Source organism: Acinetobacter sp. RF15B (assembly GCF_007558235.1).
In the GTDB taxonomy this organism is placed as follows: domain Bacteria; phylum Pseudomonadota; class Gammaproteobacteria; order Pseudomonadales; family Moraxellaceae; genus Acinetobacter; species Acinetobacter lwoffii_C.
This window is the reverse complement of sequence record NZ_VLSR01000001.1, coordinates 255,343-269,233: the sequence shown is the minus strand read 5'-3', so window position 1 is coordinate 269,233 and position 13,891 is coordinate 255,343. Positions and strand designations below refer to the sequence as shown.

Annotated in this window: 13 protein-coding genes; 6 read left to right on the top strand and 7 right to left on the bottom strand. The window is 42.1% G+C overall.

The features are described 5' to 3' along the window. Positions 1-83: 83 nt before the first annotated feature. Positions 84-749 (bottom strand): hypothetical protein, encoded by a 666-nt coding sequence (locus tag E2K74_RS01255; RefSeq protein WP_151205934.1) that lies wholly within the window; start codon positions 747-749, stop codon positions 84-86. Between the two features lie 189 nt (positions 750-938). On the opposite strand from E2K74_RS01255, the gene E2K74_RS01250 reads away from it, so the two are divergent. Further along, positions 939-3,833: a valine--tRNA ligase gene (locus E2K74_RS01250; protein ID WP_151205933.1), complete on the top strand. Its 2,895-nt coding sequence runs from the start codon at positions 939-941 to the stop codon at positions 3,831-3,833. A gap of 49 nt (positions 3,834-3,882) precedes the next feature. Here the strand turns inward: E2K74_RS01250 and E2K74_RS01245 are convergent, their stop codons facing one another. From E2K74_RS01245 to E2K74_RS01230, 4 genes are all read right to left on the bottom strand, one after another. After that, on the bottom strand, positions 3,883-4,800 hold the full coding sequence (locus E2K74_RS01245; protein WP_151205932.1) for a GTP pyrophosphokinase family protein: 918 nt from the start codon (positions 4,798-4,800) through the stop codon (positions 3,883-3,885). Further along, positions 4,751-4,942, bottom strand: coding sequence for a hypothetical protein (locus E2K74_RS01240; protein ID WP_151205931.1), 192 nt, complete (start codon positions 4,940-4,942; stop codon positions 4,751-4,753). The genes E2K74_RS01245 and E2K74_RS01240 overlap by 50 nt, the downstream gene beginning before the upstream one ends. A 261-nt stretch (positions 4,943-5,203) precedes the next feature. After that, positions 5,204-5,566, bottom strand: a complete 363-nt coding sequence (locus tag E2K74_RS01235; protein WP_151205930.1) for an endonuclease domain-containing protein — start codon at positions 5,564-5,566, stop codon at positions 5,204-5,206. 202 nt (positions 5,567-5,768) lie between these two features. Then, the gene (locus E2K74_RS01230; protein ID WP_151205929.1) at positions 5,769-6,791 is read right to left on the bottom strand and encodes a molecular chaperone DnaJ; all 1,023 of its coding nucleotides are present in this window, start codon (positions 6,789-6,791) and stop codon (positions 5,769-5,771) included. A gap of 167 nt (positions 6,792-6,958) precedes the next feature. On the opposite strand from E2K74_RS01230, the gene E2K74_RS01225 reads away from it, so the two are divergent. After that, positions 6,959-7,495, top strand: a complete 537-nt coding sequence (locus E2K74_RS01225) for a hypothetical protein (protein WP_151205155.1) — start codon at positions 6,959-6,961, stop codon at positions 7,493-7,495. Positions 7,496-7,680: 185 nt separating this feature from the next. Further along, positions 7,681-8,358 (top strand): DUF421 domain-containing protein, encoded by a 678-nt coding sequence (locus tag E2K74_RS01220; RefSeq protein WP_151205928.1) that lies wholly within the window; start codon positions 7,681-7,683, stop codon positions 8,356-8,358. A gap of 301 nt (positions 8,359-8,659) precedes the next feature. Here E2K74_RS01220 and E2K74_RS01215 read toward each other — a convergent pair whose 3' ends face one another. Together E2K74_RS01215 and E2K74_RS01210 are read right to left on the bottom strand one after the other, a co-directional pair. Continuing rightward, positions 8,660-9,964, bottom strand: a complete 1,305-nt coding sequence (locus E2K74_RS01215; protein WP_151205927.1) for a DcaP family trimeric outer membrane transporter — start codon at positions 9,962-9,964, stop codon at positions 8,660-8,662. Between the two features lie 354 nt (positions 9,965-10,318). Further along, positions 10,319-11,557 carry an MFS transporter gene (locus E2K74_RS01210; RefSeq protein ID WP_151205926.1) on the bottom strand — a complete coding sequence of 413 codons (1,239 nt, stop codon included), beginning with the start codon at positions 11,555-11,557 and terminating at the stop codon, positions 10,319-10,321. 136 nt (positions 11,558-11,693) lie between these two features. On the opposite strand from E2K74_RS01210, the gene E2K74_RS01205 reads away from it, so the two are divergent. The 3 genes from E2K74_RS01205 to E2K74_RS01195 all read left to right on the top strand — a co-directional run bounded on the left by E2K74_RS01205 (position 11,694) and on the right by E2K74_RS01195 (position 13,889). After that, on the top strand, positions 11,694-12,323 hold the full coding sequence (locus tag E2K74_RS01205; RefSeq protein ID WP_151205925.1) for a 1-acyl-sn-glycerol-3-phosphate acyltransferase: 630 nt from the start codon (positions 11,694-11,696) through the stop codon (positions 12,321-12,323). A 63-nt stretch (positions 12,324-12,386) separates the two neighbouring features. Further along, a complete protein-coding gene (locus E2K74_RS01200) occupies positions 12,387-13,304 on the top strand; it encodes a patatin-like phospholipase family protein (RefSeq protein WP_151205924.1) in 918 nt (305 codons plus the stop codon). A gap of 102 nt (positions 13,305-13,406) precedes the next feature. Continuing rightward, positions 13,407-13,889: an NfeD family protein gene (locus E2K74_RS01195; protein ID WP_151205923.1), complete on the top strand. Its 483-nt coding sequence runs from the start codon at positions 13,407-13,409 to the stop codon at positions 13,887-13,889. The last annotated feature ends 2 nt before the right edge of the window (positions 13,890-13,891 follow it).

The following is a 13,891-nucleotide window of genomic DNA, read 5'->3' as shown; positions in this document are numbered from 1 at the left end:
ACAACGCAACTTCTTGCCTCATCTCATCTCAGCTATAAAATCTTGCGAGATATCTCACTCACGTCGCAACCGTAAATAAAGGGTTAGCAAACCCTCACTTCATCTTCCAGAAATGCTAAAAAATGCTCGAAATAATGACTCATGGTATGTACATCATAGATGCTTCCCAATTTATCAAAACGTTTATAACCGAGCTGTGTGGTTAAATTAATCACACCATTCAGGGTTTTATCAACTACCACATTAAATTTCAGGATACTTTTGGGCTGACGTACCAAATGGGTGACACCCTGATCCACTACTTCAATGAAAGCTTTTAAAGCCAGTGATACAGCATGCTGATTGCCGGCTTTCATATCATAGGCATAGCTGAGCAAGTCTGTCACCAGATGCGGTTCAACCGGATAACGCATAAAATAATCCCCTTCATTTTCATGCATTAGGTCATACAAATAATTAACCAAAGGCAGCAGCCGCTGATTGGCAAAAAATGAAACAGACCATGGCATATATTTATGAATGGTATCGAGAATCTGCTGAATTACCTTTTCTGACTCATGATCCTGTGAAGTGGACAGACGGGCAACCTGCCCGAAAACTTGTTCGATAATTTCACAGGCCATATCCGCCAGATTTTCTCCCAAAGGTTTGGCCAGGCTGATCTGATCTCCAGCATTTAACCGGGAATGAAGCTCTCTAAAACGGTGATGAGTTTCAGGCTGAAGTTGTAGATAAATGTTATAGCTCATCTGGGTTTCCTCATATCCGAGTCGTATTCTTGTCATTTGCGATGAGTCGCCTTTTATTCCGTTCTACCATAGGGTCATCAATCTCTCAAGCAGTCCGGTTAAAGTTTGCATCTGCTTGGACTGCCGCAGTCGTTATTTTTTTTGCTACAATAGCTACAATTTTTCATCTACTTTTGATCTGTTCGAACTATGACTGATTCAGCGCAAAATATTGCTACAACTTACGATCCGACTGAGATCGAGAAAAAATGGTACCAAACGTGGGAAGAGCGTGGCTATTTCAAGCCCTCTGAAAAAGGTGAATCATTCTGTATCATGATTCCACCGCCAAACGTCACCGGTAGCTTGCATATGGGTCATGGTTTTAACAATGCCATTATGGATGCCCTGACCCGTTATAACCGCATGTCTGGCAAAAATACGCTTTGGCAGCCAGGAACTGACCATGCCGGCATTGCCACCCAAATGGTGGTAGAACGTCAGCTCGGTGCAGAAGGTATCAGCCGTCATGATCTGGGCCGTGAAAAGTTCATTGAAAAAGTCTGGGAGTGGAAAGAACAATCAGGCGGAAATATTACGCATCAAATCCGTCGTCTGGGCTCTTCTGTGGACTGGTCACGTGAACGCTTCACCATGGATGATGGTCTATCCAATGCAGTCAAAGAAGTGTTTGTAAAATTGCATGAAGATGGCTTGATCTACCGCGGTAAACGTCTGGTTAACTGGGATCCAAAACTACAAACTGCGCTTTCTGACCTTGAAGTTGAGTCGGATAAAGAAGAAGCAGGTTCACTGTGGCACTTCAAATACTTCTTTGAAGATAAGTCACTTCGTACCCACGACGGTAAAGACCACATCGTGGTGGCAACCACTCGTCCTGAAACATTGCTCGGTGATACAGCGGTTGCGGTTGCGCTTGATGATGAGCGCTATGCGCACTTGGTAGGTCAAAACATCATCCTACCAATTACTGGTCGTGCGGTTCCAATTGTTAAAGATGAATATGTCGACAAAGAATTCGGTACAGGCTGTGTAAAAATCACCCCTGCACACGACTTCAATGACTATGAAGTGGGTAAACGTTGCGAATTGCCAATCATCAACATCTTCAACAAAAATGCGGAAGTGTTGAGCGATTTTGAATACATCGCAAAAGCGGGCGAGCAAATTTCTAAAACCATTCCTGCCCCTGCGGACTACATTGGTTTAGAACGTTTTGAAGCACGTAAAAAATTGGTCGCTCAAGCAGAAGCAGAAGGCTGGTTAGACCAAATCCAACCATATACTTTAAAACCACCTCGTGGTGACCGTTCAGGTGTCATCGTAGAACCGTTATTGACAGACCAATGGTATGTGAAGATCGCGCCACTTGCCAAACCTGCCATTGAAGCGGTTCAAGACGGCCGTATCAAGTTCGTACCTGAGCAGTACAGCAACATGTACATGGCGTGGATGAACAATATTCAAGACTGGTGTATCTCGCGTCAATTGTGGTGGGGTCACCGTATCCCGGCTTGGTACGATGCTGACGGCAATGTATTTGTGGGTCGTGACGAAGCTGAAGTACGGGCGAAAAACAACATCCCTGCTGACGTTCAGTTAAGCCAAGATGAAGACGTACTGGACACCTGGTTCTCATCTGCTCTTTGGACATTCTCGACTTTAGGCTGGACCGGCGATGCGAAAAAAGATGCTGAGAACTATTTCTTAAATACCTTCCACCCGACTGATGTACTGGTCACTGGTTTTGACATCATCTTCTTCTGGGTTGCCCGCATGATCATGATGACCATGCACTTCATGAAAAATGAAGATGGCACCCCACAAGTACCGTTTAAGACTGTATATGTACATGGTCTGGTACGTGACGGTGAAGGTCAGAAGATGTCTAAATCTAAGGGGAACGTGCTTGACCCGCTAGATTTGATTGACGGTGTGGATCTTGAAACTTTAGTACAAAAACGTACAACAGGTTTGATGAACCCGAAACAGGCAGCGAAGATTGAGAAATCAACCCGTAAAGAATTCCCTGAAGGGATTCAGTCTTACGGTACTGACGCGGTTCGTTTCACCTTCTGTGCGCTTGCCAACACCGGTCGTGACATCAAGTTCGATATGAAACGTGTTGAAGGTTACCGTAACTTTGCCAACAAGATCTGGAACGCAACCCGTTTTGTGATGATGAATGTTGAAGGTCAAACCATTGGTTCAGAAGCACGTCAAGACCTATGGGAATTGCCTGAACAATGGATCGTCAGCCGTCTGCAAAAAGCGGAACAAGCGGTGCAGACCGCATTTGCAACCTACCGTTTAGATCTGGCTGCGCAAGCGATTTATGAGTTCATCTGGAATGAATACTGTGACTGGTATGTGGAACTCACTAAACCAGTTCTAAATGATGAAACCGTATCTGAAGAGCGTAAAGCTGAAGTGCGTCGTGTTCTCCTTGCGGTAATGGAAACGTCTTTGCGTTTGGCTCATCCGTTGATGCCTTATCTGACAGAAGAAATCTGGCAAACGCTTGCGCCGAAACTCAACATTTCTGGCGAAACCATTATGTTGGCGCAGTACCCTGTTGCTGAGCAAGCGTTAATCAATGACCAAGCTGAAGCGGACATGCAATGGCTGCAAGGTTTGATTGGTGCGGTACGTAACATCCGTGGTGAGATGGGTCTAGGCAATGCACGCTTGTTGCCTGTTCTGCTTCAAAACACTACTGATGCTGAAAAAGCACAAATTGCACGTATTGAACCATTGTTCAAGGCATTGGCTAAAGTTGAAAGCATTACCTTCCTTGCAGATGCTGAACAACCACCATTGTCTTCTTCATCTGTAGTCGGTCATGTGTCTGTATTCGTTCCAATGAAGGGTTTAATTGACCCTAAAGCGGAATTGGGTCGTCTACAAAAAGACTTCGACAAGGTTCAAAAACAGCATGACCAAATTGCAACTAAGTTAGCCAATGAAGGTTTTGTGGCCAAAGCACCTGCTGCTGTAGTTGAAGGCGAGAAAGTGAAGCTTGCTGAGTTTGCTGATCAGCTCGCGAAGATTAAAGCGAATATGGAGCAAATTGCGGCGCTTTAATGCTGTAGGTTGATTCAAAAAAATCCCCTTATTTGAGGGGGTTTTTTATTTATCCCTCCAGAAAAACTCCATATTTTTTATGTGCTTCTCTAATTGCCTTTTCAGAATATTTTTGCAATAGAAGTTTAAAACCATCATTACTACCCCATTGATCTTCCATATTAGAATAAGAATTTTTAAAATATTTCTCCATATCTGTTATTAACATCACATCTCTTAAAAAACCGATGTAACTATTTTCACTAGAAAATTTGTAATTTTTAGTGGCTTCCCTAATTAATCTATCTAACTCATTTAAAGTCTTGATTCCAAAATCTTCTATTTCTTTAATTATTTCGGAAGTTACTAATTCTGCAGAAAAGCTATTAACTGTAATCAGATGTGGATACTTATCATCGAGCAAGGAGCAAATACCGATAGTTGTTAATTCAAACTCTATTTCATTATTATCTTCTTTTATATCAATTGTTTTTGCATAATTTTCAATTTCCACTGTAAGTCTATTAAACTCTAAATCAGCAGATTCTAATAGTCCTGACAAAAGCTTGAAACGACGATTTAAATGTGAAGGCAGTTTACCACCTAGTTTATAACCCCGGTCATGTTCTATTTCTGCCCATGCATGCTCTAGAGCTGTCCTCACCTGAATTTCAAAGCATAATCCTTTATAGGCTGAGAATTCAGGCATTTTTTCCCTACTTTCTCCGACATCGCACACAAAATGAATAGAACGATAACCTACTCTCTCTTCACCTAAGTTTTCAGACTTATTTACACTGTCCGCTTTATGGATGTTAAACATCGATTCAATAAGGGTACAAACTTTTTGTACATCTGATTCAATTAATGTAATCACACGAACACCAGCCAAATCAGTCATTGAGGTTGGGCTATAATCCTTCTCTGAAAGCTTATCTTTAATTTTTTTTGAGAAAACTTTTTTTAGTTTTATGCCGATACGGAACATCTACAAAACTAATCTTTTGTGAAATTAAGGAGTTTTTTAAAGTTACAGCAATAATTTCTGCTAATCCTTTGTATGGATCAATATTATTGTCATACCATAGACCATGATCTTCTTTAGTTTTGACTTCAACTTTAGAATTCACTACATCCCCCTAAAAAATTCTTAATTATATGTTTTTATATCATTTTAAGATGATTCAATCACGGTATTTTTAATAACCCTCACCCCAGCCCTCTCCCAAAGGGAGAGGGAGTGTCATTTGATTTAGTATCTGCACAACTTTCACAATGGAGTTCCCTCTCCTTTCAGGAGAGGGTCAGGGAGAGGTGCTTTTAAATTTTTTTCATTATTAATTCTTCCCTCATCCCCCGCCTTCTCTCATAGGGAGAAGGAGCTTTCATTACTAATCTTTTTTCAGTTGTGAACACACATTCCACAAATCCCCCAACACCACATCCGTCCCACTCAACACATCATGATTCCAATACCGCACAACGGTTAAACCCAACGCCTCTAAAAACTTGGTGCGTTCAGCATCATATCCAATCGCATCATCCATTCCATGCTGACTCCCATCCAACTCAATCACTAAACCAACTTCATGACAATAAAAGTCCACAATATAAGGTTTGATCACATGCTGACGCCTAAATTTTAAGCCCATAAACCGCTTGGCACGTAGGATTTGCCACATCAGATGTTCTGCATCGGTGGCAGAGTGGCGCATGTATTTGGCGAATTCTAATAATTGGGGATCTATTTTCATTTTTATTTCCCTCTTAAATTTATTGTCATTATACGATACACAATGAAGTTCCCTCTCCTGAGCAAGTTTTAAAGCGCTGCTTTAAAACGAAGCGCAAGTGATGAGTAGCACTGCTACGCAAGGGAGAGGTGAATCTAAAAAAACAACCCTCACCCCCTTGCAGAATGTTGTTCCTCATCCCAAAGGGAAAGGGAGAAAAGCATTAAAGCACGCCATGCTCCAACAACATCTCCAACCCACTCTCTTTCCCCATAAAGCTCAGTCTTTGCTTTTCTGCTTTCAGCTGTTGCTTGACCGCAGACACATCCGCATCAATCTGCTTATATAAGTCCGTAATATTCAATCGCCCTTTCGACTTCTGGACTGCAATTTTGGCTTTATTTGACCAAACGAGCGAGTCAATCAACTCCTGAATCTGCATCTTTAATGCTTGGCTTTGCGCTTCCAACGCATGTTGGTAAAACTTGACTTGCTCTGCGTTTAAACCCTTATTTGCACCAGTTTTACTTTGTTCCACTTCAAGCTGAAGTTTCAGTAAACAGAACAAATCTTCCTGTTCATAGGCTTCATTGACACGTTGTAATAGTTCAGTCTTTTCAACTCTTTTAGATTCATCAGGTTCGCGGTCAGGATGAATAATCGAAGCAATTTTTAAATACACGGTTTTAAGTGACTGGTTTACTAACTTTTCGGCTTGGGTTTGTTTATCTTGCTGACGCTTTAATTTGGCTTGCTCTTTTGCTTGTTGGTATTGGTCATTATTCCAATCTTCATCAGCGGGAGATTCAATATTTTCAGATTGATCAAAACTGTCTATATTTTTCTTTTTGGTTTTTTTCTTTGAATATTCATCTGCCTGCTGATAATAAGCATACATATTTTCTACTTCATCTAACTGCTTTTGACTCAGCAAATGAGAACATTGGAGTAAACGAGCAAGCGTTTGGATTTTATCTTCCACCACGGCGCGATCTGACTTGCTTAAATCATAATAAATTAGGCTATTCCACAGTATCTGCATTTGCTCATACAGCGTGCTATATAACTCGCGATACGCAGGCAGGAGCGCCTTTTGACTATAGACACGAATTTCATCTTTAGCAGTTTGCCATGCCAGCAGTAGCCGCTTTTGTTGCTCAATCTGATCAATCAGCACATTCAGCTTTCTATGCTGGGGTGAGGCGTCTAAAACAGCTTGTGGCGTAGTTTTTAACTCAAAAGACATGACATGCAAGAAAAACAGGACAGAGCGCTAAGTTTAACGCTTTTATACCTGAGCTGTATGCCCACACTCGGTACAAATATTCGCCCTATTTGGGCAGTTTTTGTTTAATATCAAGGAATCAATACGACAGGACTTCCAGTCATTATTGTACTGAAAAGGAGATTCAGATGCCGACGCAAGCAGATTTAATCTTTAATCAGGAACTTGCCGCATGGGTGCAAGCGATTGGCTCTGTAATTGCAATTTTTGTGGCGATTAGTGTGCCCTTGTATTTAAACCATTTGGCACAAAATCGTGATGATGCCCTGCAAGACAAGCAAAAACAGAAATACTTTGTCACCTTGCTCCCTACCCTCTATCGTATTCGCCGTTATAGCTCTGAATTTATTCAACAAATGCAGTCACATCAGCAAAGTACCCAGAATATCCTGCAAACGCTGGAAACTGAATATCTGGAACTAATTCCAGTTTTTTCCAAGGAACTGCATATCTTTGTACATAGTCAAATTTATGACTCCAACCTGAATCAACTGGCATTTGAACTGTTTCATTCTGAAGAGATTCTGCAACAACATTTATTGCAGCCGCAGGATCAAAAACAACTCAAACATCAAGCTTTACTTAGCAAGCATAGCCAGCATATTCACGATCTAAGTCATCAACTGATTATGCAGATTGAAAAAATTTATGCCCTACAGGATTAAACTTATTTTCAGTACTCGGTTAGATCAATAAACTCACTCAATAAAATTTATATTGCGATCTAAATCTGAAATTCGCTTTATTAAGTTAATGTTTTCTGTATTCAAAAGCTTACATAAACACAGAGCAAATAAACGTGTCAGATTGCTAGACTCTAAACCAATAATGAGATGCAGGGACAGCTTATATGGATTGGGCCACGATCTTTATCCACGATACCACCTGGGAATTTGCCACTGAAATTGTGGTGCGCTGTGTGTGTATGTTTATCATGATTATTCTATTTTTACGGCTGACCGGTAAACGTGGCGTACGGCAACTTTCGGTATTTGAGCTGGCCATTATTTTGTCCCTCGGCTCGATTGCCGGTGATCCGATGTTTACCAAGGATCTGCCCCTGATTCAGGCACTGCTCATTATGAGTATTATCATTACTATGTACCGCCTGACCACATGGCTGATGATGAAGTATCAACCCTTTGAAGATTTGCTCGAAGGCAAACCGATTTATATCGTTGAAAATGGCAGATTGGTGGTCGAAGAAATCAAAAAAGGTAAAATGTCACATGATGAATTCTTTGCTGAAATGCGTCAGCAAGGTATCGAACATCTGGGACAGGTCCGTACCGGACTACTGGAAACAGATGGAAAGTTCAGTATCCTATTTTTTAAGCCAGAGGATGTTCGACCTGGCTTACCTCTTTTCCTCAAAACCTGTATGACCATTCAAGACGTGAAGCCAGAGCAGCTTTACGCCTGTATTTACTGTGGACAAGTTCAGCATCTTTCTCATGTAGAACAGATCTGCCCACGTTGTACGAGCGCGGATTGGACAGAAGCCATGAACAGTTATCGCGTCACTTAAAGTAGACCGATGTTTCAGATAAATTAAAAATTCTGATTATGGCCGAGCTTTGTATAAGAGATATACCCTCTTACGCTCACAGAAAGGTCATGCTTGTTCATCATACGAACCACCCACAATGTCTAAAGTAAGATATAAAGTTGCCTAATTCCAGCGCTTACTCAAATAAAAACTCCAAATTAAAACTTGTATTTCAAGCCTGTAGCAATCCCCAGGCTTTATTAAAGATATCTTCTCGTCAAGGAAGTTTTAAAAAAATCCCACCGAGTGGTGGGATTTTTTTAAAACTTCAGCTTATCAATTAGAAGCTATATTTGCTCATTAAACCAATACGGTTATCTTTGAATTTTTCATTATTAAAGGTTTTACGCTCACCATTGACATACTCAATACCAAACTCAAGCGGTTTAACTGGTGAATACACCAGGTTTAACCATGCTTGTTGTACTTCTTTGTTTGCAGTCTTATTGAGCTCTGCATAGTCTGAGTCTTTATCAGCAAACAATGCACCATAACCTAGTGAGGTTTTTAAGTTAGGTAAAATGCTGTAGGTTAAGCCCGTTTGTACCGCCCAAATTTCATTTTGCTCAATATGACGGTCATTTTCATCATCCATAAATGCAGCATTGGCATCGGTACCATACAAAATACCGTTTACACCTTTGGTATAGCTGACATCTAGCGTCGCTTTTAAAGGATCAAGCACTTGATACGTTGTACCTGCTGCTAGACCCCAACCTGTTTTACGCTTGTTGATATCTTCATCTTTATACACTTCAACTAAAGCACGCGCAGATGCATTACCTTTGTTGTCATCAAAGTTGTGTGCCAATTTAGCGGTTAGTGTTGGTGTGCTTGATTTAATATGTTCAACACTTACTTCTTTGCCTTCGGCATTTAATTTACTGTGTACAGCAGTTGATTTTGGTTTTTCTGCCGCCAGGAACAATTGTGTTGCCGGTGTCAAATCAAAACCATAACGAACCATTGGTATACGTGTAGTACCCCCACCGACGTTGGTGCTGAAGTCAATCATAAACGGGGCGTGATTTGACAAGAAGTTAGATTGGGTTTGACCAATCAACCAGTTTTCATAGGTTAAATATGCGTGACGTATACGGAATGAATCACTAGACCCTGCGAAATCGCTTTCAAGTTTACCGCCCACCTCTGCACCGTTGACATTGGTTTTAAAATCTAAGCCAATTCGTGTTGTTTTTGCTGTTGCGACGAGCTTGTCTCTGGTTTGACCATCGGTTTTAGCAACGTCAGAGAAATCTCCTGCTGAACCTTCAATGATATAGTTCGCATCACCACGAACGAAACCATATAGCTTCACTTCGGTATCTGATTTTGTAGCTAGCGCTTTCGGTGCAGCTGCTGATGGTTGGGGTGCTGCTTTAACCTGTTCAATCTGTACGGCTTGATTTTGCTGAACTTGTTGCTGCTGTACGACTAATGCTTTTAATGCTTCAATTTCTTGACGCAGCTGCTTAATTTCTTTTTGCTCTTGTGTTTCAGCATGTGCAACCGTCCCCATCATCAAGGTGGTTACTGCAACTGCTAATCCTTTAGCTAAAAACTTTCGTGTTAAAACTTGACTCATTACATTCTCCATATTGAACAAACGTTCATTGGCTTTGAAAGCTTGCTGATTCCCAAAAACCTAAACCGTGTTGAATATCTATAATTATAAACTGACTTATTTGATTATCTCGCGAGATAACTCCTGAACAATATGCAAGGTTAAACATCATCCTGATCACATCACCTGATTTTACTGGATTTACGTTTTAACCTGCCTATATAACAAGTCGTTTGAAAACATCAGGAATTTAACAATTTTTAACTCAGTTTGAAATCATTTTTATCTCATACTTTTAGCTAAAATATGTATTAACGACATTTTCAAAATATATTGATTATTTTTAATACGGATTTAATTGATGCTTTGCAATGATTAGGATTTCTGCGTTGTTCTGCACCACAATATGATCGGCCATAATAACAATACACTGATCCATGCAATATAGGTTAAATACTGGGTATAGCCCAGATAATCTCCTAATATCCCGCTCAGGCTATATAGGCCACCACTCACTGTGGCCATCACCGAAACTTGAAAAGTAAAATCCGTACCCGCCAGATGCTTGCGGCTGTATTGCATAATCAAGGTCAACATCACCACCAAAAGCATGGCAGACACCATATCTTCTGCGGCATTTACGGCATAAATGACCCAATGATTGATTGGTAGTTGCGCTTCATATTGTCCGGCTAACCAGGCATAAACCATCAGCGTCAATATTTTAACTATTGAAAAAACCAGCAGACTTCGCGGTCGAGACCAGTATTTCAGACACCAGCCCGCCAACCCTGCGCCGAGCAAGGCAGCAAAAGCCCCTAACATGGTCACGTAGATACCAATCTGGCTCAGGCTCAAGCCCATATCAACCATTAAAGGTTTTAATAAAGGCCCGGATAATCCATCGGCTACCTTAAAGGTGAGTAATACCAGCAGCCATTTAGCCAAGGTGGAGTCTGAGCAGAAATATCGAAAATAGGTTTTCATTCGAATTCGGGTCGAAGCCGGCACTGTTTCGGATACAGCTAAATGGTGCGAGGGTTCTTTAAATCTTAAAATCGGCAGTGTATTTAGAAAAACCAGTGCAGCCAAGAATAAAAAAGTGCTTTGCCATTGCAGTAAATCCAGAAACAGTAAAATGGCCCCGCCACCCACAATAAAACCCAGACGTGAGCCAATCACCTGAAAAGTATTGCCCCAATGCTGCTGTTCATTTTTCAAGATATTAACTGCCAGCGCATCGGTAGCAATGTCCTGAGTCGCACCAACCCCATTCATCAGCAGCAATGCGGTAAAAAAAGCCAGTAGATACAATGGCTGGTTTAAAGCCTGAATAGGTAAAAAAGACAGACCTATTAATACGGCAACTGACAGCAATTGCAGTGGAATAATCCAGCTTCGATAATGCCCTTGAGTTTTAACTCCGTAACGGTCAACCAGCGGTGCCCAGAAGACTTTAATCGACCAGGGCAACATGAGCAGACCAAAGCCCCCGATATGCGCCAAAGACACGCCCTGTGCTCGCAGAATCACGGGTAAGGCATGAGTCATAAACCCAACCGGAAGTCCCTGCGCCCAATATAGGGAAAACAATAAAATATAAGTATTCCGCATATTTAGACTAGGTCCCCGAAAGATAAAATGCACCAGAGGTATTAAAGAATGCTATATATTTTGCCAATGATCCAGATTTTACAACAGTCTAATATGATCAAAAATAAAGAGAAATGAGTTTCAGGAAGAAACGCTGATGACCATGACACGCTTTCCCACCCTTCCTCCGCATGTTCCCTCTCGCGGTAGCAAACTGAGCCGGAGCTTTTTTAAACAGCTATTTTTAGCCCAAGGCTGGCGAATCGAAGGAGAATTTCCGGATTTGCCTAAAGCGGTTGCTATCATTTCGCCACATACCTCCAATATTGATGCCTGGTTGGGGTTTAATGCTCTGCTGGGTCTTGGAATCCAGATTACTATTTTTGGGAAAGACAGCTTGTTTCGTACTCCGCTGAAACCGATTCTGGAGTGGGTGGATGTGGTGCCAGTCGTCCGAAGTAGCGCACAAGGACAAACCCGGCAGATTGTAGAGATTATTGAACAGTCCGAACAAATCTGGATTGGTATGGCGCCTGAAGGCTCTCGCAAGGCACCGGAAAAAATTCGTAGCGGTTTTTATTATATTGCCCAAGAGGCACAGCTACCGATTGTCATGTTCTCTTTTGATTATGACCTCAAGACCATCCATATCTTGGGGGTTTATCATCTGACCGGTGACTATGAATACGACCTGGAGCAGATCTATCAACATTATGCAGGCAAGTTCTCGGCAAAAAATCCGGCCTGGGTGGCGAAGCCATTACAAAAGCTTTTGAAAAAAGACTAGGCAAAAACCGATTTTTTTGATGTGATAGCCTCAATTTTGTTGATTTAACCGTCATTTTCTACAATGAAATTCGCTCATTATGCTTTTATTGGCTGTCTTGGCCTAAGCTTGGCTGGCTGTGATAAAGCCAGTAAAACTCCGACTGCTACGACTCCGATTAAAGCGCGCGAACCGGTGGTCGCCGTTGCGCTTGGCGGCGGAGGCGCCAAAGGCTTTGCCCATATCGGGGTGCTGAAAGTCCTGGAGTCACATGGTATTAAACCGAAAATTGTCACTGGTACCAGTGCCGGAAGTTTTGTCGGCAGCCTGTACGCTAGCGGTAAGTCTCCTTATCAATTACAACAAATTGCCCTGAATTTTAAAGAATCCGATATTCGGGATTTAACCCTGAACCGGCAAGGGATTATTGCGGGCCAAAAACTTCAGGATTACGTCAATAGCCAGATTGCGAACAAACCCATTGAACAGTTCCCGATCCGTTTTGCCGCAGTCGCTACCCGGTTGGACAATGGGCGTAAGGCAGATTTTATTAAAGGCAATGCCGGACAAGCCGTTCGTGCCTCTTGCAGTATTCCGAATGTCTTTGTGCCTGCAGTCATTGGCGGCAAAAAATATATTGATGGCGGTCTGGTCAGCCCGATTCCGGTTAAAACGGCCAAGGATATGGGCGCCGATCTGGTGATTGCCGTAGATATTTCTGCCCGGCCGGACAGCAGCAAAGCCATCAATATGTGGGGACTGTTGGATCAAACTATTAATATCATGGGACAGCAAAGTATTAATGAAGAGCTGAAACAGGCGACCGTGGTGATTCAGCCGCAAGTGGGCCATATCGGCACGCTTGATTTAAAGTCCAGTAATGCCACCATTCTGGAAGGTGAAAAAGCTGCCCAACTGAAAATCCGTGCCATTGAAAAAGCTATTCATGATTTCAAACAGTCTCCGGCTGCATTTAAACCGCCGCGCCCTGCCAGATTCTGATCCATGAGTTTTTTTATATTCATCTGTGGCAGCATCTGTTACATTGGAGCAAATCATATAAAGATGATGATTAATTAAATACTTAGCGATATAGGTCACGATATGGAATTAGTTCTTGAACCTTGGCACTGGTTTGTATTAGGGATTCTGCTGATCCTTTCAGAATTACTCTTGCCTGCATTTGCTGCCCTATGGTTCGGGATAGGTGCCATCATGGTCGGTATTCTGTACTGGATGTTCCCGATGATGGGCCTGACCACCCAGCTCCTGACCTGGATCGTGCTTTCGGTTCTGTGTACGCTACTCTGGTTCAAATTTATCAAGCCGCTTTCAACCGACAAGACCAAGGCCGGATTGTCACGTGAAGCCACGATTGGTCAAATTGGCATGGTCATTCAAACCAATATGGAGCATGGGCAAATCCGGGTACGCTTTCCCATGCCGGTATTAGGCTCAGATGAATGGAATTGCCGGGCACTGGATAAGGTACAGGTCGGAGATCGTGTTCGTGTCGTAGAGATTCTCGGCAACGATCTGGTCGTACAACCCCACAGCACTCATTATCAAAATGAAAAAGGTGAATAAGC

Excerpts from the sequence above, each read along its gene's own strand:
- E2K74_RS01255 (WP_151205934.1), bottom strand. The coding sequence starts at position 749 with ATGAGCTATAACATTTATCTACAACTTCAGCCTGAAACTCATCACCGT.
- E2K74_RS01250 (WP_151205933.1), top strand. The coding sequence starts at position 939 with ATGACTGATTCAGCGCAAAATATTGCTACAACTTACGATCCGACTGAG.
- E2K74_RS01245 (WP_151205932.1), bottom strand. The coding sequence starts at position 4,800 with ATGTTCCGTATCGGCATAAAACTAAAAAAAGTTTTCTCAAAAAAAATT.
- E2K74_RS01235 (WP_151205930.1), bottom strand. The coding sequence starts at position 5,566 with ATGAAAATAGATCCCCAATTATTAGAATTCGCCAAATACATGCGCCAC.
- E2K74_RS01230 (WP_151205929.1), bottom strand. The coding sequence starts at position 6,791 with ATGTCTTTTGAGTTAAAAACTACGCCACAAGCTGTTTTAGACGCCTCA.
- E2K74_RS01225 (WP_151205155.1), top strand. The coding sequence starts at position 6,959 with ATGCCGACGCAAGCAGATTTAATCTTTAATCAGGAACTTGCCGCATGG.
- E2K74_RS01220 (WP_151205928.1), top strand. The coding sequence starts at position 7,681 with ATGGATTGGGCCACGATCTTTATCCACGATACCACCTGGGAATTTGCC.
- E2K74_RS01215 (WP_151205927.1), bottom strand. The coding sequence starts at position 9,964 with ATGAGTCAAGTTTTAACACGAAAGTTTTTAGCTAAAGGATTAGCAGTT.
- E2K74_RS01210 (WP_151205926.1), bottom strand. The coding sequence starts at position 11,557 with ATGCGGAATACTTATATTTTATTGTTTTCCCTATATTGGGCGCAGGGA.
- E2K74_RS01205 (WP_151205925.1), top strand. The coding sequence starts at position 11,694 with ATGACCATGACACGCTTTCCCACCCTTCCTCCGCATGTTCCCTCTCGC.
- E2K74_RS01200 (WP_151205924.1), top strand. The coding sequence starts at position 12,387 with ATGAAATTCGCTCATTATGCTTTTATTGGCTGTCTTGGCCTAAGCTTG.
- E2K74_RS01195 (WP_151205923.1), top strand. The coding sequence starts at position 13,407 with ATGGAATTAGTTCTTGAACCTTGGCACTGGTTTGTATTAGGGATTCTG.